This is a genomic window from Streptomyces sp. f51 (genome assembly GCF_037940415.1).
Lineage (GTDB): Bacteria > Actinomycetota > Actinomycetes > Streptomycetales > Streptomycetaceae > Streptomyces.
In genome coordinates this window covers 1,799,329-1,820,361 of sequence record NZ_CP149798.1, presented here as the reverse complement: position 1 = coordinate 1,820,361, position 21,033 = coordinate 1,799,329, and the positions used below count along the sequence as shown (strand labels likewise).

16 protein-coding genes are annotated in these 21,033 nt (G+C 72.0%); 10 read left to right on the top strand and 6 right to left on the bottom strand.

All coding sequences use genetic code 11. The features are described 5' to 3' along the window. Nucleotides 1-34: 34 nt before the first annotated feature. Entirely contained in the window at nt 35-2,119 is a 2,085-nt protein-coding gene (locus tag WJM95_RS08110; protein WP_339128888.1) for a YhgE/Pip domain-containing protein, read from the bottom strand. Next, complete coding sequence (locus WJM95_RS08105) at nt 2,106-3,023, bottom strand: ATP-binding cassette domain-containing protein (protein WP_339128887.1); 918 nt, start codon at nt 3,021-3,023, stop codon at nt 2,106-2,108. The genes WJM95_RS08110 and WJM95_RS08105 overlap by 14 nt, the downstream gene beginning before the upstream one ends. 174 nt (nt 3,024-3,197) lie before the next feature. Here WJM95_RS08105 and WJM95_RS08100 point away from each other — a divergent pair, with 174 nt between their 5' ends. The 3 genes from WJM95_RS08100 (at nt 3,198) to WJM95_RS08090 (ending at nt 5,424) form a co-directional block, all read left to right on the top strand. Continuing rightward, nucleotides 3,198-3,770: an SAV_6107 family HEPN domain-containing protein gene (locus WJM95_RS08100; protein ID WP_339128886.1), complete on the top strand. Its 573-nt coding sequence runs from the start codon at nt 3,198-3,200 to the stop codon at nt 3,768-3,770. Between the two features lie 211 nt (nt 3,771-3,981). Beyond that, on the top strand, nt 3,982-4,752 hold the full coding sequence (locus tag WJM95_RS08095; protein WP_339128885.1) for a methyltransferase: 771 nt from the start codon (nt 3,982-3,984) through the stop codon (nt 4,750-4,752). 273 nt (nt 4,753-5,025) lie between these two features. Beyond that, entirely contained in the window at nt 5,026-5,424 is a 399-nt protein-coding gene (locus WJM95_RS08090; RefSeq protein WP_339128884.1) for a DUF3040 domain-containing protein, read from the top strand. Nucleotides 5,425-5,682: 258 nt separating this feature from the next. Here WJM95_RS08090 and WJM95_RS08085 read toward each other — a convergent pair whose 3' ends face one another. The 4 genes from WJM95_RS08085 to WJM95_RS08070 form a co-directional block, all read right to left on the bottom strand. Beyond that, nucleotides 5,683-8,073, bottom strand: a complete 2,391-nt coding sequence (locus tag WJM95_RS08085; RefSeq protein ID WP_339128883.1) for a DUF3488 and transglutaminase-like domain-containing protein — start codon at nt 8,071-8,073, stop codon at nt 5,683-5,685. Beyond that, nucleotides 8,070-9,431: a DUF58 domain-containing protein gene (locus WJM95_RS08080; RefSeq protein ID WP_339128882.1), complete on the bottom strand. Its 1,362-nt coding sequence runs from the start codon at nt 9,429-9,431 to the stop codon at nt 8,070-8,072. The genes WJM95_RS08085 and WJM95_RS08080 overlap by 4 nt, the downstream gene beginning before the upstream one ends. Further along, on the bottom strand, nt 9,431-10,465 hold the full coding sequence (locus tag WJM95_RS08075) for a MoxR family ATPase (protein ID WP_339128881.1): 1,035 nt from the start codon (nt 10,463-10,465) through the stop codon (nt 9,431-9,433). Before WJM95_RS08075 ends, WJM95_RS08080 begins: the two co-directional genes overlap by 1 nt. Nucleotides 10,466-10,729: 264 nt before the next feature. Then, nucleotides 10,730-11,278, bottom strand: a complete 549-nt coding sequence (locus tag WJM95_RS08070; protein ID WP_339128880.1) for a carbonic anhydrase — start codon at nt 11,276-11,278, stop codon at nt 10,730-10,732. 426 nt (nt 11,279-11,704) lie between these two features. Here WJM95_RS08070 and rsmH point away from each other — a divergent pair, with 426 nt between their 5' ends. The 7 genes from rsmH (at nt 11,705) to murD (ending at nt 21,022) form a co-directional block, all read left to right on the top strand. Continuing rightward, nucleotides 11,705-12,712, top strand: coding sequence for a 16S rRNA (cytosine(1402)-N(4))-methyltransferase RsmH (gene rsmH / locus WJM95_RS08065; RefSeq protein WP_339128879.1), 1,008 nt, complete (start codon nt 11,705-11,707; stop codon nt 12,710-12,712). Between the two features lie 215 nt (nt 12,713-12,927). Further along, on the top strand, nt 12,928-13,449 hold the full coding sequence (locus WJM95_RS08060; RefSeq protein WP_339128878.1) for a hypothetical protein: 522 nt from the start codon (nt 12,928-12,930) through the stop codon (nt 13,447-13,449). A gap of 5 nt (nt 13,450-13,454) precedes the next feature. Continuing rightward, nucleotides 13,455-15,407, top strand: a complete 1,953-nt coding sequence (locus WJM95_RS08055; RefSeq protein WP_339128877.1) for a penicillin-binding protein 2 — start codon at nt 13,455-13,457, stop codon at nt 15,405-15,407. 204 nt (nt 15,408-15,611) lie between these two features. Further along, the gene (locus WJM95_RS08050; RefSeq protein WP_339128876.1) at nt 15,612-17,132 is read left to right on the top strand and encodes a UDP-N-acetylmuramoyl-L-alanyl-D-glutamate--2,6-diaminopimelate ligase; all 1,521 of its coding nucleotides are present in this window, start codon (nt 15,612-15,614) and stop codon (nt 17,130-17,132) included. Nucleotides 17,133-17,136: 4 nt separating this feature from the next. Next, nucleotides 17,137-18,543, top strand: coding sequence for a UDP-N-acetylmuramoyl-tripeptide--D-alanyl-D-alanine ligase (gene murF, locus WJM95_RS08045; RefSeq protein WP_339128875.1), 1,407 nt, complete (start codon nt 17,137-17,139; stop codon nt 18,541-18,543). Then, a complete protein-coding gene (gene mraY, locus WJM95_RS08040) occupies nt 18,543-19,613 on the top strand; it encodes a phospho-N-acetylmuramoyl-pentapeptide-transferase (RefSeq protein WP_339135419.1) in 1,071 nt (356 codons plus the stop codon). The genes murF and mraY overlap by 1 nt, the downstream gene beginning before the upstream one ends. After that, nucleotides 19,595-21,022, top strand: a complete 1,428-nt coding sequence (murD, locus tag WJM95_RS08035) for a UDP-N-acetylmuramoyl-L-alanine--D-glutamate ligase (RefSeq protein WP_339128874.1) — start codon at nt 19,595-19,597, stop codon at nt 21,020-21,022. The genes mraY and murD overlap by 19 nt, the downstream gene beginning before the upstream one ends. The last annotated feature ends 11 nt before the right edge of the window (nt 21,023-21,033 follow it).

The following is a 21,033-nucleotide window of genomic DNA, read 5'->3' as shown; positions in this document are numbered from 1 at the left end:
GCACCGATTGTCACAGGAGCACCCGCGCGCGTGGTCACAGGCTCAGCTCCGGGTGCAGCCGGTCAAGGGTCCACACCTGCTTGCGGCGTGCCGTCAGGGCGGTGAGGGCGAGTGCGCCGGCCGTGAAGGCCGTCAGCACGAGACACGCCGTCCGTACCGGCTCCAGGCCGCCGCCGGTGATGAGCCTGCGGAGGGCCTCGACGACGTAACTCATCGGCAGGTAGGGGTGGATCGCGTTGAAGAAGCCCGGACTGGTCTGGACGGGGTACGTGCCGCCCGCCGACGTCAGCTGGAGCATCAGGAGGGCCAGGACGAGAATCCGGCCCGCCGCCCCGAAGCGGGCGTTCAGCCACTGCACGATCGCGGCGAAGCAGGCGGTCACCAGGAACAGGAAGCCGACCGTTCCCGCCGCCCGCGCCATCTGGAGGCCGATCGCCCAGTGCAGCACCGCCATCAGGGCGGCCGTCTGGAGTACGCCGACCGCGGCGACCGGCAGCCAGCCCGCGAGCGTGATGCGCCACGCCGGAGCGCCCGCAGCGAGCGCGCGCCGGTTCAGCGGCTGGATCAGCATGTACGCCACCATCGCGCCCACCCACAGGGACAGCGGGATGAAGTAGGGGGCGAAGCCGGTGCCGTAGTTGGGCGCCTTGTGCAGGTCCCTGGAGGCCAGGTGCACCGGGTCGGCCATGACCTCGGTCCGCAGGTCGCGGTCGGGCTTGTCGTAGTCGGGGATCCTGTCGGCCCCGTCGTGCAGGCCCCCCGCCAGCTTCCCCGAGCCGCCGACGAGCTTGTACAGGCCGCCGTCGAGGTCCCCCGCCCCGGTCCTCAGCCGGCCGACACCCTTGTCGAGGTCCGTGGCGCCGGTCCCGGCGGTGCCGAGCCCCTCGTGCAGCCGCTTCGCGCCCCTGGCGACCGCCGCGGCCCCGTCGTTCAGCTTGTCGATCCTGGAGACGGCGTCGTCGAGGTCCTCGGAGAGATGCGGCGAGCGGGCGGCGAGGGCGTTCGCCTGCTTCTCCAGGGTCGCCAGGTTCTTGTCGAGCTCGTCGAGGCCGCCGTCCTGGTCGCCGATCAGCGTGTTCACGTCGTCGGTGACCTTGACGACGTCCGCGGCGGCCTCCGCGGCCTTCGTCAGCTCGGGACACGCCGGGTCGGGGACCGGCAGGGTCTCGCACCGCGCGCGGTGGACGGAGTTCAGCGCGTCGGAGGCGGCCCGCGCGCCCTTGGCCGCGGCCGGTGCCGTCTTCACCAGGGTGCCGAGGTTGTGGCGGATGCCCGCGGCGGAGTCGGCGACCAGCCGGGCCGTGTCGCCGATCGACTTCTGGTTGTCCTTCAGGAACGGGCCCACCTTGGCCGCGACCCCGTCGACCTTGCCGGCCAGCGCCCGGGTACCGTCCGCGACCTGGTGCGAACCGTCGTCCAGGTCGCCCGCGCCGGTGGTGAGCCTCCTGAGGCCGCCGGAGAGCCTGGTGCTGCCCTTCTTGGCCTCCTTGAGCCCGTCGGCGAGTGCCTTGGAGCCCTTCTTCGCGGTGCCGAGGCCGTCGTTGAGCCGGTCCGCGCCCTCGGCGGCCTTCACGGTCTTCCCGTGGATGTCCGAGAACGAGATGAAGATCTTGTCCAGGAACGAACGCGAGGCCTTCGTGGAGGCGGCCGTCCGGACCTCGCTGAACACCGTGCGGGAGATCTGCCCGACGATGTAGTTGTTCGCGTCGTTGGTGCGCACCTGGAGCGCGCTGGTCTCGGGCGAACTCCCGGAGCTGGAGGCGATCCGCCGGCTGAAGTCGCCCGGCATGGTCAGCGACAGGTAGTACGTGCCGTCCTCCACGCCCCGGCGGGCCTCGGCCGAGTCGACCTCGTGCCACTCGAAGGTGTCGCTGGAGCGCAGGCCCTCGGTGATGGTGTCCCCGACGGAGACCCTGCGGCCACCGGCAGTCGCGCCCTGGTCGTCGTTCACCAGCGCCACGGGGATGCGGTCGAGCCGGCTGTACGGGTCCCAGAACGAACACAGGTAGAGGGCGCCGTAGAGCAGGGGCAGCAGCAGGAGCGCGACCAGGGCGGCGAGGGGGAGCTTGCCCCGGCCGAAGCGGCGGAGTTCGAGCAAGGCCAGTTCAGGCGAGCGCATCGGTCGTCTTCCTGTCGGGTTCCCCGCTGTCGCTGTCGCTGTCGCTGTCGCTGTCGCTGTCGGAGGCGGAGTCGTTGTCGCGGTTGCTGTCGGAGCCGGAGCCGGAGCCGGAGCCGGACTCGGTCGTGTCGGTGCCGGACTCGGAGCCGGAGGTGCCGGAGCCGGAGGTACCGGTCTCCTGTCCGCCGGCGGTCTTCGCCGTCTCGGCGGCCGGTGCCGTGGACACGACGACGGCACCCTCGGGAGCCTCGCTGCACACCGCCACGACGGTCGTGCCGGACGCCGCGAGAGACCTCAACAGGGCCCAGGCCTCGGTCCGTTCGGAGTCCGAGAGCTTGAGGTCGGTGTCGTCGACCCCGAGCAGCCGCGGACGGCCGATCAATGCCAGCGCGATGGACAGGCGCAGTGTTTCGAGCCGTTCCAGATCGCGTACGGCGGTCCTCGGCCCCTTGGGCAGGGTGTCCGGGTCGAGTCCGGCGGCGGCCAGCGCGGCGTCGATCCGCGACTCGGCGTCGCCGGCCCGCTCGCGGCGAGGCCGCAGCAGGGCGCGCAGTGAACTCCCGAACCGGCTGTGCAGCAGGGCCCGTTCGCGCAGGTGCTCCCCGACGGTCAGTGCGGGGTCGAGGTCGGTGACCCCCGGTACGTGCGCCAGGGCGCTGATTCCTCGCACCGCGGCCATCTGCTTGGGCAGCGTCCACGTGCCCACGGCCGCCGTCCCCTCGGTGGCCTTCATCCGGCCCGTGAGGGCGAGCAGCAGACAGGTGCGGCCCGAGCCGGACGGCCCCTCGACCGCGACGAGCGATCCGGGCTCCGCTTCGAGAAGGACCCCGCGGAACGCCCATCCGCGGGGCCCTTCGAGTCCGAAGTCCCGGGCCGTGACGCCCACTCCATGCGGAACGTCCACAGTTCCCCCGTTTTCCTGGAACACATCGAACTCTTTGAACTGACTGGTCAGTGCAAAAACTATCCCGAACTTGCGATCGAAGCAAAGCCGCAGGTCAGAACGGATTGTCAGTGGCATACCGCACGATGGGCACATACGGCCACAGTGCCGTCACACGACGACAGGAGGTTCGTCATGGCCAGCTCGTCCGCAGCCGCCGCCCGTCGGCGCCGCGCCACCGGCCCTGCCCCCTCACTGACCGGACCGGCGGGCGACGTGCACCCCGTGCTCCGCCGGGCCACGGCCCCGCCCGCCGCCCTCGACCTGCTCTCCCAGGCCCGCGCCGGACTCGACGAGGCGGCGGCCCTGGAGACATCCAACGAGCGTTACGCGACGGCCCACTTGGCCGCGCTGCGCACCGCCGCCGCCGTCCTCGCCGCGCGGGCCAGGCCGGAGCCCGCCTCGCGGCGCAGGCCCCGGATCCGCAGCGCCTGGGAGGTGCTTCCGGAGATCGCGCCCGAACTGACCGAGTGGAGCGCGCTGTTCGCCTCGGGCGCCACCCGCCGTGCCCGCGCCGAGGCCGGCATCCAGGGAGCGGCCACCACCCGCGACGCGGACGATCTGATACGCGACGTCGCCATGTTCCTGCGGCTGGTGGAGCGGATGCTGCTGCTCCAGCCCGTCCTGCCCCAGCCCCGCCAGGACGGAGACCGGGACCAGGGGCCGGGCGGGCGCGGGGCGGACAGGGGGGTGCCGGACGCGGGTTGACCGGCGAGGGGGCTGAGGGCGGAGCGCGGGACCGGCGGTGCCCGCGTGTTCGTTCCGCGCCCGCTCAACAGGTGTTCCGGCGCGCGTGAGACGGGGGACCGGTCACGGCGGCGGAGGCAATAGGGTGGAGACGCCTGCTGCCTCCCCGCCGGGAGGCTCGAAGATCGCTCCGCCGTTCGACAGGCGGTGCCGCGCCGAGGAGTCAACTGCCGTGTCGGACCCGATGCGCCCCCGCGCTTCTCTCCGTACCGCCGTCGTCTGGGACGTCCTCAAGGACGCCCTCGACCGTCAGGTCAAGGCGGCCGGACGCGAGTCGCTCGACGTACTCGACACGGGCGGCGGCAGCGGCAACTTCGCCGTGCCCGTGGCCCGCCTCGGTCACCGTGTCACCGTCGTGGACCCCAGCCCGAACGCGCTGTTCGCGCTGGAGCGGCGTGCCGCCGAGGCCGGCGTCGCGGACCGCGTGCAGGGCGTCCAGGGAGACGCGCACGGCCTCTTCGACGTGGTCGAGCGCGGCCGCTACGACGCCGTGCTGTGCCACGGCGTCCTGGAGTACGTCGACGACCCGGCCGAGGGCGTGCGCAACGTCGTGGACGCCCTGCGCCCCGAGGGCGTGCTCAGCCTTCTGGCCGCGGGTCTGGGCGGAGCCGTGCTGGCCCGCGCGCTCGCCGGGCACTTCAAGGAGGCCCGGCACGCGCTCGACGACCCGGACGGACGCTGGGGCGAGAGCGATCCCGTGCCGCACCGGTTCACCGCCGATCAGCTCACCTCCCTGGTGGCGGGCGCAGGCCTGCACGTCGCCGCCGTGCACGGGGTGCGCGTCTTCGCGGACCTGGTGCCCGGCGTCCTGGTGGACACCGAGCCCGGAGCCCTGGAGGCACTGCTGAAGCTGGAGGCTGCGGCGGCCGAGCTCACCGCGTTCCACTCGGTGGCCACTCAGCTCCATGTGCTCGGCGAGGCGCGAGGGGCTTCGGAGGACTGAGCCACTCCCGTGGCGCGCCGCTGATCAGGGGCTCGACGGCAGATGGAGTACGCCACAGACCACCCGATCGAGTGCTCGGCGCCGTATGATCGGGGGAGACCGTCCGGCATGACGGACCGTTCGCTGGGGAATGCACGCCTCAGCGCATCGGGGCGCCATGAAGGGTCTCGGTCGGCGAATTGGCGTAGAGGGCGGGTTTCACGGGGCCGATTCCCTGCCTATCCTGAAGGGGACCCCCGGTCGCCCCGGCGACTGCACGATGAGGAGGACTCCGTGCCGCTCTCGGAGCACGAGCAGCGAATGCTCGAGCAGATGGAGCGAGCGCTGTACGCCGAAGATCCCAAGTTCGCGACAGCGCTTGAGGGAAGCGGACTGCGTACGTACACCCGGCGACGGGTCTACCAAGCGGTCGCGGGCTTCCTTGTGGGTATCGCGCTCCTCATGGCTGGAATGGTCGCGGTTCTGATCTGGCTGAGCGTGGTGGGCTTCCTCGTGATGCTGGGCTGTGCGGTGCTCGCCGTCACCGGTTGGCGCAAAGCTCCCAAGCCGGGTGAGCAGCCGACCGCGCCGGGCTCGCCCGCCTCCCGTCGGCAGAGCCGACAGCGCCGTTCCATGATGGACCGGATCGAACAACGCTGGCAGCGCCGGCGCGACGAGCAGGGCGGCAACTGAGCCGTCGGCGTCGCCGCCATGGAACATACGCGTGAGGGGGTGTCCACCCGGATCCGGGTGGACACCCCCTCACGCGTATGTGCGGTCACCACCTCGGAGACGGCACCCCTCGTGGCGCAGCCCCCCCGCCCGGTAACCCTCGCCGAGCCGAGCCGAGCCGAGCCGAGCCGAGCCGGACGGGATCGGACGGGACCGGACCGCGGCCCCCGCCGGGACCGCCGGGTGTTCGAGCCCGGCGGGGGCGGGGACCGTTCCGTATCAGCTGTTCTGGCCCGACGGACGGCGGAGCAGGGCCTGTCGGCGCGCTGCCAGACGGGCTCCCAGCGCCGCCCGGGCGGCCGAGGCCATCCAGATCACCCGGACGGCCGAACGCGGCGCGAGGAGCGCGCGCAGCCGGGCGGGCCTGCTCGCGGAGGCCCTGAAGGATCTCCCGACCTGACGCGCGTCGTTCGCGAGGCCCGCCACCGGCCGGGGGCTCGGAGCGTAGAGGACCTGCTCCACGGCCGCGGCCAGCCGGTGCACTGCCGCCTCGGCCTCCGGATCCAGCTCACCGAGTCTCACGATCCGCTCGGCCGCCTTCCTCGGCGTCTGCGACTCCTCCGGCGCGATCCCGTGGTCCCACGCCGTGTCGGTCGCCTCCGACCAGGCCCCCAGCGTGTACGCCGCGACATCCTCCTCGGTCCTGCCGTGGCCGCCGAGCCGCACCGCGCGCACCCGCGTCCGCCACAGCATCGGCAGCAGCGGCAGGCCCAGCACCAGGAGTCCGGCCAGCCCCAGTCCGAGGATCTTCGGCCAGGGCCAGTCGTCGTCGCCGGGGCCGATCGCCGCCGCCGAGGACTGGTCCGGGCAGGCCTCCAGCTTGCGCAGCTGGGACGAGCAGCTCTCGCTCGCCGACGGCTCGGACGAGGGCACGGCCGAGGTCGAGAACGCCGGCTTCGGAGCGGCGGACTCCGTGTCGCCGGGCGTGTTCGTCTGGGTGTACGACGGCACCGAACCCCGGCTCGGGGTCGGCTCGAAGCGGGTCCAGCCCACGCCCTCGAAATACAGCTCGGGCCAGGCGTGCGCGTCCCGCAGCCCCACCGCCATCGAACCGTCCGCCTGCGGGGTCCCCGAGGTGAAGCCCACCGCCACCCGGGCCGGAATCCCGAGCGTCCGCGCCATCGAGGCCATCGCGAAGGAGAAGTGGACGCAGAAGCCCTCCTTGTCCTTCAGGAAGTTCGCGATCGCCGCGGAGCCGGTGCCGGCCCGCACCTGGGTGTTGTAGCGGAAGTTGCCGCTGACGGCGAAGTAGTCCTGGAGCTTGACCGCCTGCTCGTAGTGGTTGGCCGAGCCCGCGGTGACCTTGCGCGCCGTGCTCGCCACCACCGCGGGCAGTGAGCCCGGGACCTTGGTGTACTCGCGCTTCATCGCGGGAGAGGGCTCCGGGGCGCTCGCCAGCTGCTGCGCCGTCGGCTCCACCATCAGGCTCGTGACCTCGTACTGCACCCCGCGGGTGTTCTGTCCGTGGTCGCCCACGAGGGTGCGCCCCACGGGTTCGTAGCGCCAGTTGCCCTTGATGTCCACCTTGCTGGCCGGGTACGGCATCGGCAGCCAGTCCTGCGCGTACCAGTCGGCCGCCGCGATCCGGGTCCGGATCGTCGCCCGCTTGACCTCGCCGGACAGTCCGACCGGCGCCGGGAACGTCTTCGGCACGTCCACGATGTGGCGCTGCGCGGGCTTCCACGCCGTGCCGTCGAAGTCGTCGAGCGAGACGATCCTCAGATACAGGTTCGGTGTGTCCGCGGTGTCCGTGCGGTACGTCATGACCGTGCGGTCCTCGTCCACGTTCAGGCTGTCGCGGAGCGAGACCAGCGGGTTCACGGCGGAGATCGTGCCGCCGTCCCCGGGGCCGTTGCCGATGCCCCGTCCCGCGCCGCCCAGCAGGCCCTCACCGAACGAGGGCAGGGCAAGCGGCACGAACAGGGCGACGCCCAGCGCGACCGCGCCGATCCGCCGCCCGGTGCGCACGGGAGCCACGACGCCGCTCGCGGACGCCGGGCCGGGCCCTCGGGCCGCTCCGCCGAAGACACGGCCCCACTGCGAGAGCCGGTCCCGGCTCTCGGCCAGCAGCAGCATCAGATAGCCGGCGGCCGAGAGCAGGAACCACAGCCAGGCCGCGCCGCCGCCGGACAGGCCCGCGGCGACCGAGTACAGGGCGAGCAGCGGAAGCCCCGCGGGCGCGGCGCTGCGGTAGGTCACCGCGAGGGTGTCCACGGCGAGCCCGATCACCAGGACGCCGCCGACCACCATCAGCCGGATCCCGTCCGACAGCGGGGCCGGGATCGAGTACCTGCTGACGTCGTCGGCGCCCGAGCGGAGCAGGTCCGAGAGGTGCTGGAAGGCCTCGGGCCCGGGGACGATCCCGGCGAGGGCCTGGTGCCGGGCGAAGACCAGCGTCAGCATCATCAGCGTCACCAGCGCCTGGGCCGCCACGGTCAGCGGCCGGGCCAGCGGGACCCGCCGGGTCAGCGCGCCGACGCCGGTCTGCACGGCCAGCAGGAACGCCGCCTGGAAGATCCAGGTCGCCGGGCTCACCAGCGGCAGCAGCGCGCAGGACGTCATCAGTGTGGCCGCCGCCGCGTACAGCGCCAGCCGGGCCCGCCCGCTCATACGCCCTCACCCCCCGCGTTGGTCCCCGTCGACGCGAGGTGTGTGCGCTGACGGTCCGCCTCGCGCCACAGGCCGGCCAGCGTCGCCCCCCGCGGCACCGCGACGGCGGTCCATCCCGCCTCGCGCAGCATGCGCAGCGGGTCCGTGCCTTCCTCCGCGGGGCCGGGCACGTCGGTGGGTTCCCGCACCCAGGACTCACTGTCCAGCAGGAACGCGACGGCCCCGCCGCTGCGCTGGCGCATCTTGCCCAGCACGGTCGCCTGCTCCTCGTCGAGATCGCCGAGGAAGGCGATCAGCAGTCCTTCGTTGCCGCCGCGCAGCACCTCGTACGCCCGGGACAGACCCGTGCCGTTCGAGTGGTCGACCACGGCGAGCGTGTCCATCATCATCCCGGCGGCGTCCGCCGACTCCTGGCTCGCGCCCGCGAACCCGTCGGAGCCCTCGCCGGGCACGGAGCTGCCGGCGTCCGTCAGCAGGCGGACCGAGAAGCCCCGTTCGAGCATGTGCAGCAGGGTGGACGCCGTCCCCGAGACGGCCCATTCGAAGGCCGAGTCGGGGCCCGCGCCCTGGAAGGCGATGCCCCGGGTGTCCAGCAGCACGGTGCAGCGGGAGCGCTGGGGCTGCTCCTCGCGGCGGACCATCAGCTCGCCGTAACGGGCGGTCAGCCGCCAGTGCACCCGGCGCAGGTCGTCGCCGTAGCGGTAGCCGCGCGGAATGATGTCGTCCTCGCCGGCCAGCGCGAGCGAGCGCTGGCGCCCGTCGCCGTACCCCTTCGCCTCACCGGTCAGCCGCACCGGCGGCAGCGCCTCCACGCGCGGTATGACGGTCAGGGTGTCGTAGGCGGAGAAGGAGCGGGTCAGCTCGCACATGCCGAACGGGTCGGTCAGCCTCAGCTGGAGCGGGCCCAGCGGGTAGCGGCCGCGCAGATCCGAGCGCACGCGGTAGGACACCTCGCGGCGGCCGCCCGCCTCCACCCGGTCCAGCACGAAGCGGGGCCGCGGACCGAGGACGTACGGAACCTTGTCCTGGAGCATCAGCAGACCGGTGGGCAGCCGCGAGATGTTGTCCATGCGCAGATGCACGCGGGCCTCGGAGCCCGCGGGCACGCGCCCGGGGGAGAGCCTGCGGCTGCCCGCGACCCGGTAGCGGGTGCGGTACAGCACGGCGGCGCAGACCAGTGGCAGCACCGCGAGGAGCAGGCCCACCCGGAGCAGATCGCTCTGCCCCAGGACGTACGCGCAGATCATGGCGGCCACTCCGGCCGCCAGGAACGAGCGGCCGCGCGTGGTGAGACCGGCGAGCGCGGTGCGCAGCCCGCCCCGGTCCTCGGCGGTGTGCCCCGTGCTCGCCTGGGTCATCACAGCCTCCGGGGCGGCTGCTGGCCGTACGTGGGCGCGCCCCGGCCCATCGAGAGGCCGGACTGCTGGGGAGCGGCGGGCACCGGGGTGCGCTGGAGGATCTCCTGGACGACCTGCTCGGACGTGCGGCGGTTCAACTGCGCCTGGGCCGTGGGCAGCAGGCGGTGGGCCAGGACCGCGACGGCGAGCGCCTGCACGTCGTCCGGCAGCGCGAACTCCCGGCCGCTGAGAGCGGCGGACGCCTTCGCCGCGCGCAGCAGGTGCAGCGTGGCACGCGGTGAGGCGCCGAGTCTGAGGTCAGGGTGGTTGCGCGTGGCCCCCACCAGGTCCACCGCGTAGCGGCGCACCGGGTCGGCGACGTGGACGGTGCGGACCGCGTCGATCAGCTTCACGATGTCGTGCGCGTGGGCGACCGGCTGGAGGTCGTCCAGCGGGCTCACCCCGCCGTGGATGTCCAGCATCTGGAGTTCGGCTTCCGCGCTCGGGTAGCCGATGGAGACGCGGGCCATGAAGCGGTCGCGCTGGGCCTCGGGAAGAGGGTAGGTGCCCTCCATCTCGACCGGGTTCTGGGTGGCCACCACCATGAAGGGGCTGGGCAGTTCGTAGGTCTGCCCGTCGATGGTGACCTGCCGCTCCTCCATCGACTCCAGGAGCGCGGACTGCGTCTTGGGCGAGGCGCGGTTGATCTCGTCGCCGATCACGATCTGCGCGAAGATCGCTCCCGGCTTGAACTCGAAGTCCCGGCGCTGCTGGTCCCAGATGGACACGCCCGTGATGTCCGAGGGCAGCAGGTCGGGCGTGAACTGGATGCGCCGCACCGAACAGTCGATGGAGCGCGCCAGCGCCTTGGCGAGCATGGTCTTGCCGACGCCGGGGACATCCTCGATCAGAAGATGGCCCTCGGCGAGCAGCACGGTCAGCGAAAGCCGTACGACCTCTGGCTTGCCCTCGATCACTCCTTCCACCGAACTGCGGACTCGCTCCGCAGTGGCGGTCAGATCTGTAAGGCTCGCTCGATCGTCATAGGTCGTCACCCGGCCCTCCTCGGCCCGTTCGGGCCGACGCCCTGTGCGGACCGGCCCACCCCGAAACACGGGCACCACGCGCGAAAGGTTCCGCGTGACGCCACACCCGCATTCTTGTTGCCGTTACCGGTTCGTGTCATCCGCCTGTGGACAAGTGGCCGCGATATGTCAGTTCTTACGGCTCTTTGGGCACCGGACGGCCGGGGTTTTTTGTGAAGCGAGGGTCCCACGAGCTGCGGAGGGCCGGCGACCGGGGGGTGCGGCGGGGCCGCGTCAGGCCGGGTCGATCTCCCGGAGCAGGCCGGTCGTGACGTCGAAGACGAAGCCGCGTACGTCGTCGGTGTGCACCAGGAACGGGGAGGTGCGCACGCGCTGCATCGACTGCCGTACGTCCTGGTCGACGTCGCGGAAGGCCTCGACCGCCCACGCGGGGCGCTGGCCGACCTCCATCTGCAGGTCGTGCCGGAACTCCTCGGTGAGGGACTCCAGACCGCAGCCGGTGTGGTGGATGAGCGCAACACTGCGGGTGCCGAGGGCCCGCTGGCTGATGGTGAGGGAGCGGATCACGTCGTCGGTGACCACGCCGCCCGCGTTGCGGATGGTGTGGCAGTCACCCAGTTCCAGGCCGAGCGCGGCGTGCAGGTCCAGGCGCGCGTCCATGCATGCGACCACGGCGACCCGCAGCACGGGGCGCGCGTCCATCCCGGGGTCGGTGAAGGCGGCGGCGTACTTCCCGTTCGCGTCCACGAGGCGGTCGGTGACCGTGCGCTCTGCGGCTATGGCGTCTTCGGGTTCGGTGGGAACAGATGCGGAAGTCGTCATACCCATGACGTTACTGGTCACCTGCGGAGCGGTCCTGCTGTGAGAGGGGACAAAGAATGTCATCGCGGCTTGTTGTGAGGTAATCCACACGGGCGGTGACGACGTGCCCGTTCGGGTGATTCTTCCGGATCCGCCGCATCGGTCCGAGCGCCGTCCGCGACGCGCATGCCGGTTGATTGACCGCGAGACACCGTGGACTAAAGTGACGCGAAGCGGGAGGCGAGGCTCTCCCCGCTGGACTGTTTTCCCCAGGAGACCCGGCGACCTTCCGGAGTCTCCCCGCGTGCGCGGCGCGTACGTACGGCTCGGCCTCCTCCCGCTCCCGGTCGGCCGACGCCATTCAACCGGCGTCGGCGGGCCTCCCCTTCCCGAGCGGGTGGGGACCCGGCAGTGCGTATGGCTGCGCCGGACCTGAGAGGGCCCGGAATGCAAGGGCGCGAAGCGCTTCCCGACGAGGGTGACAGCGGGCGACCGGAGGGGCGCGACCGACACGTCCCGGTCATGCTCAAGCGGTGCCTGGACATGCTGGCCCCCGCCCTCACCGAGCCGGGAGCCGTGGTCGTCGACTGCACGCTCGGGCTCGGCGGTCACAGCGAGGCACTGCTCACCCGCTTCCCCGGGGCGCGGCTCGTGGCCCTGGACCGGGACAAGGAGGCGCTGCGCCTCTCCGGCGAGCGGCTCGCCCCGTACGGCGAGCGCGCCACCCTGGTGCACGCCGTCTACGACGAACTCCCCGACGTGCTCGACCGTCTGGGCGTCCCGCGGGTCCAGGGCGTCCTGTTCGACCTCGGCGTCTCCTCCATGCAGCTCGACGAGGCCGACCGCGGCTTCGCCTACGCGCAGGACGCGCCGCTCGACATGCGCATGGACCAGACGACGGGCATGAGCGCCGCCGAGGTGCTCAACACCTACCCGCCGGGCGAACTGGTCCGGATCCTGCGGGCGTACGGCGAGGAGAAGCAGGCCAAGCGGATCGTCTCCGCGGTCGTGCGCGAGCGCGACAAGGAGCCCTTCACCAACAGCGCCCGGCTCGTGGAACTGATCCGCGACGCGCTGCCCCAGGCGGCCAAGCGCACCGGCGGCAACCCCGCCAAGCGCACCTTCCAGGCGCTGCGCATCGAGGTCAACGGCGAACTGACCGTCCTGGAGCGCGCGATCCCCGCGGCCGTGAAGGCCCTCGCCGTCGGCGGACGCGTCGCTGTGCTGTCGTACCACTCGCTGGAGGACCGGCTGGTCAAGCAGGTGTTCGCGGCCGGTGCCGCCAACACCGCGCCGCCGGGACTGCCGGTCGTGCCCGAGCGCTACCAGCCGCGGCTCAAGCTCCTCACCCGCGGTGCCGAACTTCCCACCGAGGAAGAGGTCGCCGAGAACCGGCGGGCGGCTCCCGCCCGGCTGCGCGGGGCGGAGCGCATCCGCGAGGAGTCCGCCGAGTGAGGCGCGGGGAGAGGGAGGGTACGTGAGGCGCGAGACCGGACGCGCGCGACGCCGTGGGCCCCTTTCCCCGACCCGCCCGACGGCCGGGAGCGGGCACCCCGGAGCACGGCCGCGCGCCGGGTCCGGGAACCGGATCCGCGACGGTTTCGTGAGTAGGGGAACCGGACCCATGGAGCGGCCGTGAAGCCGCCAGACCAGAGCCACAGGGAGGGCGCGTGAGCGGCACACCCGAACTCAGGGGGCGGGCCGCCAGACTCGCGCGGCTCCTTCCGTCCGGAGCCGGGCAGGCCGCCCGCACCCCCTTCGTCCTCCTGGTGGTCCTTCTCCTCGCCGGCGGCCTCATCGGGCTCCTGGTGCTGAACTCGGCGCTCAGCGAGGGCGCGTTCCGCCTCGACGACCTCCAGAAGGACACCAAGAACCTCACCGACGAGGAACAGGCACTCCAGCGGGACGTGGACGCCTACTCCGCCCCCGACGCCCTCCAGCGCCGGGCCCGTGAACTCGGCATGGTCCCCGGCGGCGACCCGGCGTTCCTCGGCCCCGACGGCACGGTCAAGGGCGTTCCCGGGGCCGCCGGATCCGCCGCGCGGTCCCCGGTGACGCCCCCGCCCGCGGTCCTCGCCCCGTCCACCCCGGCCCCGGCCGCGTCCGCCGCCTCCCGGCAGCCCTCTACGGGCGCGTCCGCGACCCGGAGCCCCGTCCCGTCCGCACAGCCCTCCACGACCCACGGCAGGTGACGGAAGTGTCCGACAGGGAACCGCCGCGCCGCCGGGTGCCAGGACCCGCCAGGCCCGCACGCCCCGCGGGACGCGGCCGCCCGGGACCGGGCGCCCGCCCCGTGCGCCGCCCCGCCGCGGACCGGTCGGGCGGCCCGCGCGTCATCCGGCTCGGCAGCCCCCGACCCCGGCTGCGCATGGTCAGCCTCGCGCTGACGCTGGTGATGATCGCGTTCGTCGTACGGCTGCTCCAGGTGCAGGCCGTGGACGCGGGCACCTACGCCGCGAAGGCCGAGCAGAACCGCTACGTCGGGCGCACCCTGGCCGCCGAGCGCGGCGGGATCACCGACCGCGACGGCGTCGAGCTGGCGACCAGCGTGGACGCGTACGACATCACCGCGGACCCGACGATGTTCACCCGCGAGGCCACGAAGATCGGGGACGCCCCCGAACAGGCCGCCGCCCTCCTCGGTCCGATCATCGGCCAGGACGTGGACACCGTCGCCAGGAAGCTGCGGACCCCGAACACCCGCTACACCCTCCTCGCGCACCGCCGCACCCCCCAGGTCTGGCAGCAGATCAAGGACCTGAAGAGCACGCTCGCGGCCAAGTCCGGGACCGACCGGAGCACGGTCAACGTCCTCGCGGGCGTCCTCGCCGTACCGGCCAGCAAGCGGGTGTACCCGAACGGCGACCTCGCCGCCGGGATACTGGGCTGGGTCAACGCCGACGGCAAGGGCGGCGGAGGGATCGAGCAGCAGCTGAACAAGGAGCTCACCGGCAAGGACGGCAAGATCCGCTACGCCCAGTCCGGGGGCCGCCAGGTGCCGACCGTGGGTTCCACCGAGACACCGGCCGTGGCCGGCTCCGACGTCGAGCTCACCATCGACCGGGACATCCAGTGGGCCGCGCAGGACGCCATCGCCCAGCAGGTGAAGACCTCACGGGCGGACCGCGGCTACGTGATAGTGCAGGACACCAGGACCGGCCAGATCCTGGCCATGGCCAACGCGCCCGGCTTCGACCCCAACGACCTCACCCAGGCCAACGCGGCGGCCATGGGCAACGCGGCCCTCCAGGACGCCTACGAGCCCGGCTCCACCGCCAAGCTGATGTCGATGGCCGCCGTCCTCCAGGAGGACGTGGCGACCCCCGGGACCCATGTCGTCGTACCCAACCGGCTGCACCGCGGCGACCGGCTCTTCCAGGACGACGTCGACCACAAGACCTGGGACCTCACGCTCAACGGCGTGCTCGCCAGGTCCAGCAACATCGGCACCATCCTGGCGACGGGCCAGCTCGGCAAGACCCAGAAACAGGCCAACCAGGTCCTGTACTCGTATCTGCGCAAGTTCGGCATCGGCAGCCACACCGGGCTCGGTTTCCCCGGCGAGACGGCGGGCATCCTCGCGCCCGCCGACAAGTGGTCGACCTCGCAGCAGTACACGATCCCTTTCGGCCAGGGCATGTCGATCAACGCGATGCAGGCGGCCTCCGTCTACTCGACGATCGCCAACGGCGGCGTCCGGGTCGAGCCCACCCTCGTGCGCGGCGCGAAGGGGCCCGACGGCCGCTTCACACCCGCGCCCGCGCCGAGGAAGAGCCGGGTCGTGAGCGAGCGGACGGCGAAGACACTCGCCCAGATGCTGGAGTCCGTGGTGGACGACGAACAGGGCACCGGCATCAGGGCGCGCATCCCCGGGTACCGGGTCGCGGGCAAGACCGGTACGGCCAATCGCGTGGATCCGGCCACCGGCAAGTACCACGGCTACACCTCCTCGTTCGCCGGGTTCGCCCCCGCCGACAAGCCCCGGATCACCGTCTACTGCGCGATCCAGAACGCCACCAAGGGCAGCTACTACGGCGGCCAGATCTGTGGTCCGGTCTTCAAGCAGGTGATGGAGTTCGCCCTGAAGACCCTTCAGGTCCCGCCCACCGGCGCACCCGCGGCCCGGCTGCCCGTCGAGTTCACGCCGTGACCGTCCCCGACCGCACGCCCTGATCAGCACGTACGCACAACGGACCAGGAACCACTCGTGACAACGATCACCCCCGACCCCGGGAACCGGCGCACCCCGCGCACCCCGTCCACGCCCTCGCTTCGCCCCGGCGGGGGTGAGCCCGGTACGCTCACCGCCGTGCCACAAGCTGATCAGTCCCAAACCACCCAGAAGGGCGTTCCTGTGACATATCCGGGGCCGCCGCGTCCGGTTCACGTCTCCGCCACCCCCGTCGCGGAGCTGGCCGATCAGCTGGGCGCCGAGGACCCGGGGAGCGACGCCGGGGTCACGGGCATCACCCATGACTCCCGTGCGGTGCGCCCCGGCGACGTGTACGCCGCCCTGCCCGGAGCCCGTCTGCACGGCGCCGACTTCGTGACCCAGGCGGCCGGCCTCGGCGCCGTCGCCGTGCTCACCGACCCGACCGGCGCCGACCGCGCCGCAGCCACCGGTCTGCCGGTGCTGGTCGTCGAGGACCCGCGCGGCTCGATGGGCGAGCTCGCGGCCACCATCTACGGCCACCCGGGCCGCGATCTCCTCCAGATCGGCATCACGGGCACCTCCGGCAAGACCACCACCGCCTACCTGGTCGAGGGCGGCCTGAAGACGGTCCGCTCCACCGGGCTGATCGGCACGGTCGAGACGCGCATCGGGGACGAGCGCATCAAGTCGGAGCGCACCACGCCCGAGGCCACCGACCTCCAGGCCCTGTTCGCCGTCATGCGCGAGCGCGGGGTCGACTCGGTCGCGATGGAGGTCTCCAGCCACGCCCTGGTCCTCGGCCGCGTCGACGGCTGCGTCTTCGACGTCGCCGTCTTCAACAACCTCAGCCCGGAACACATGGAGTTCCACACGGGCATGGAGGACTACTTCCAGGCCAAGGCCCAGCTGTTCACGGCCAGGCGCAGCCGGCTCGGCGTCGTGAACTTCGACGACGAGTACGGCCGCAGGCTCGCCGGGGAGGCCACCGTCCCGGTCGTCACCTTCTCCGCCGAGGGCCACCCGGACGCCGACTGGCGCGCCGAGGAGGTCGAAGTCGGCCCGATGGACTCCACGTTCACCGCCGTCGGTCCCAAGGGCGAGCGGATCACCGCCCGCTCGCCGCTCGCCGGCCCCTTCAACGTGGCGAACACGCTCGCCGCGATCGTCGCCCTCGCGGCCGCCGGGATCGACCCGCAGACCGCGGCCGACGGCATCGCCGCCGTCCCCGGCGTCCCGGGCCGGCTCGAGCGCGTGGACGAGGGACAGCCGTACCTCGCCGTCGTCGACTACGCCCACAAGACGGACGCCGTCGAATCCGTCCTGCGCGCCCTGCGCAAGGTCACCGAGGGCAGGCTGCACGTGGTGCTCGGCTGCGGCGGCGACCGGGACACCACCAAGCGCAGGCCGATGGGCGCGGCCGTGGCCCGGCTCGCCGACACGGCCGTCCTCACCTCCGACAACCCCCGCTCCGAGGACCCGCTCGCGATTCTCGCCACGATGCTCGCGGGAGCCGCCGAGGTACCGGCCCACGAGCGGGGCGAGGTCCAGGTCTTCGAGGACCGGGCCGCCGCCATCGCCGCCGCCGTAGCGCGCGCAAAGCCGGGCGACACCGTGCTGGTCGCGGGCAAGGGCCACGAGCAGGGCCAGGACATCGCCGGGGTGGTGCGTCCCTTCGACGACCGCCAGGTGCTTCGCGAAGCTATCCAGCAGACCCAGGGATGAACTTGTGATCGCCCTCTCACTCGCCGAGATCGCAGCAGTCGTCGGCGGGCAGACGTACGACATACCGGATCCGGAGCTACAGGTCACCGGACCGGTCGTCAGGGACTCCCGTGAAGTGGAGTCCGGCAGCCTCTTCGTCGCCTTCGTCGGCGAACGCGTCGACGGCCACGACTACGCCGGGGCGGTGATCGAGGCCGGAGCGGCCGCCGTCCTGGCGTCCCGCCCCGTCGGCGTGCCCGCCATCGTCGTCGACGACGTCCAGACGGCCCTCGGTGCCCTCGCCCGCCACGTCGTCGAACGGCTCGGCGCGACCCTCGTGGCCCTCACCGGCTCCGCGGGCAAGACCAGCACCAAGGACCTGATCGCCCAGGTGCTGCGGAGCAAGGCGCCGACCGTCTTCACCCCCGGTTCCCTCAACAACGAGATCGGACTGCCGCTCACCGCGCTCAGCGCCACCGAGGAGACGAAGTTCCTCGTGCTGGAGATGGGCGCCCGCGGCATCGGCCACATCCGCTATCTGACGGAGCTCACCCCGCCGAAGGTCGGTCTCGTCCTCAACGTCGGCACCGCCCACATCGGCGAGTTCGGCGGCCGCGAGCAGATCGCGCAAGCAAAGGGCGAGCTCGTCGAGAGCCTGCCCGAGGACGGCGCCGCGATCCTCAACGCGGACGACCCCCTCGTACGCGCCATGGCGTCGCGCACGAAGGCGCGCGTGCTCCTCTTCGGAGAGTCCGGCGAAGCGGACGTACGGGCCGAGAACGTCCGGCTCACCGAGAGCGGACAGCCTTCCTTCAGCCTTCGCACACCCTCCGGGTGCAGTGATGTGACCATGCGCCTGTACGGTGAGCACCACGTGTCGAACGCGCTCGCCGCGGCCGCCGTCGCCCATGAGCTGGGCATGTCCGCAGACGAGATCGCCCGCGCGCTCTCCGAGGCGGGCTCCCTCTCCCGCTGGCGGATGGAGGTCACCGAGCGTCCGGACGGCGTGACGGTCGTCAACGACGCCTACAACGCGAACCCCGAGTCCATGCGGGCCGCCCTGCGCGCGCTCGCGGCGATGGGCAAGGGGCGTCGTACGTGGGCGGTGCTCGGTCAGATGGCCGAGCTCGGGGACGAGGCGCTCGCCGAGCACGACGCGGTCGGACGGCTTGCCGTCCGGCTCAATGTCGGCAAGCTCGTCGCGGTCGGGGGCAGGGAAGCGTCCTGGCTGCAACTGGGCGCATATAACGAGGGTTCGTGGGGTGAGGAGTCGGTGCACGTGTCCGACGCACAGGCGGCTGTCGACCTGTTGCGCAGCGAGCTGCGCCCAGGGGACGTCGTGCTCGTGAAGGCGTCCAGGTCCGTCGGGCTGGAACGGGTGGCGCTCGCGCTGCTCGCCGACGGTACCGAGGGTGAGGTTTCCGCCCGATGATGAAGCAGATCCTGTTCTCGGGTGTACTCGGTCTGTTCCTGACCCTGGCCGGCACTCCGCTGCTGATCAAGCTGCTGGCCCGCAAGGGCTACGGCCAGTACATCCGCGACGACGGCCCGCGCGAGCACGCCAGCAAGCGCGGTACGCCCACCATGGGTGGTATCGCCTTCATCCTGGCGACGATCGCCGCGTATTTCCTGAGCAAGCTCATCACCGGCTACGCGCCGACCTACTCGGGTCTGCTGGTCCTCGGCCTGATGTTCGGCATGGGCATGGTCGGATTCCTCGACGACTACATCAAGATCGTCAAGAGGCGTTCGCTCGGCCTCCGGGCCAAGGCCAAGATGGCCGGACAGCTGATCGTCGGCATCTCCTTCGCGGTGCTGGCCCTGATGTTCCCCGACAACCGAGGCAACACCCCGGCCTCCACCAAGCTGTCGTTCATCACCGACTTCGGCTGGAAGATCGGCCCGGTGCTGTTCGTGATCTGGGCGCTGTTCATGATCCTCGCGATGTCGAACGGCGTGAACCTGACCGACGGTCTCGACGGCCTCGCCACCGGCGCCTCCGTGCTCGTCTTCGGCGCCTACACGTTCATCGGCGTCTGGCAGTTCCAGGAGTCCTGCGCCAACGCGGCGACCCTGACCAACCCGGGCGCCTGCTACGAGGTGCGCGACCCACTCGACCTGGCCGTGGTGGCCTCCGCGCTGATGGGCGCCTGCCTCGGCTTCCTGTGGTGGAACACCTCGCCCGCGAAGATCTTCATGGGCGACACGGGTTCGCTCGCCCTCGGCGGTGTCCTCACCGGCCTGGCCATCCTCTCCCGCACGGAGCTGCTGGTGGCCATCATGGGCGGCCTGTTCGTCCTCATCACCATGTCGGTGGTCATCCAGGTCGGCTCCTTCAAGCTGACCGGCAAGCGTGTCTTCCGCATGGCACCGCTCCAGCACCACTTCGAACTCAAGGGCTGGTCCGAAGTCCTTGTGGTGGTCCGATTCTGGATCATCCAGGGCATCTGCGTGATCGTCGGACTCGGCCTCTTCTACGCAGGATGGGCAGCCAAGAAGTGACCGACTGGCAGGGAAAGCACGTCACCGTCGCCGGCCTCGGCGTCTCGGGAATTCCGGCGGCCAGGGTCCTGCACGGCCTCGGCGCACTCGTCACGGTCGTCAACGACGGCGACGACGAACGGGCCCGTGCGCAGGCCGCCGACCTGGAGGCGCTCGGCGTCACCGTGCGCCTCGGTGACGGCGCGACCCTGCCCGAGGGCACCGAGCTCATCGTCACCGCGCCCGGCTGGCAGCCGGACAAACCGCTGTTCACCGCCGCCGCCGCGGCGGGCGTCCCGGTCTGGGGCGACGTCGAACTCGCCTGGCGGCTGCGGGAACTGGACGGCAGGAAGCCGGCTCCCTGGCTCGCGGTCACCGGCACCAACGGCAAGACCACGACCGTGCAGATGCTCGCCTCCATCCTGAAGGCGGCGGGCCTGCGCACGGCCGCGGTCGGCAACATCGGCGTCTCCCTGCTCGACGCGGTCCTCGGCGAGCAGGAGTACGACGTCCTCGCCGTCGAACTCTCCAGCTACCAGCTCCACTGGGCGCCCTCGCTGCGCGCCCACTCCGGAGCCGTGCTGAACCTCGCGCCCGACCACCTCGACTGGCACGGCTCCATGGAGGCGTACGCCGCCGACAAGGGCCGTATCTACGAGGGCAATCGGGTCGCCTGCGTCTACAACGTGGCCGACAGGGCCACGGAGGACCTGGTGCGCGCCGCTGACGTCGAGGAGGGCTGCCGGGCCGTCGGCTTCACCCTCGGCGCCCCCGGGCCCTCCCAACTCGGCGTCGTGGACGGCATCCTGGTCGACCGCGCCTTCGTCGAGAACCGGCAGAAGAACGCCCAGGAGCTCGCCGAGGTCTCCGACGTCACCCCGCCCGCCCCGCACAACATCGCCAACGCCCTTGCCGCGGCGGCCCTCGCGCGCGCCTACGGGGTGCCTCCCCGGGCCGTACGGGACGGACTGCGGGACTTCACCCCCGACGCCCACCGCATCGCGCACGTGGCCGACGTGGACGAGGTCGCCTACGTCGACGACTCCAAGGCCACCAACACGCATGCCGCGGAAGCCTCCTTGGCGGCCTACGAGTCGATCGTCTGGATCGCGGGCGGCCTCGCCAAGGGCGCGACCTTCGACGAATTGGTCGCCCGCTCGGCGAAGCGGCTGAGGGGCGTCGTCCTGATCGGCGCGGACCGCGCGCTGATCCGCGAAGCCCTCACGCGACACGCCCCCCAGGTACCGGTCGTCGACCTCGACCGGACCGACACTGGGGCGATGCTCGCGGCTGTCCGGGAGGCCGGGAGGCTCGCGGAGCCAGGGGACACGGTGCTGCTGGCCCCGGCCTGCGCGTCCATGGACATGTTCGCCAACTACAACAAGCGTGGTGACGCGTTCGCGGAGGCGGTCCGCGAACTCGGCGCCTGACCCGGTTGCCT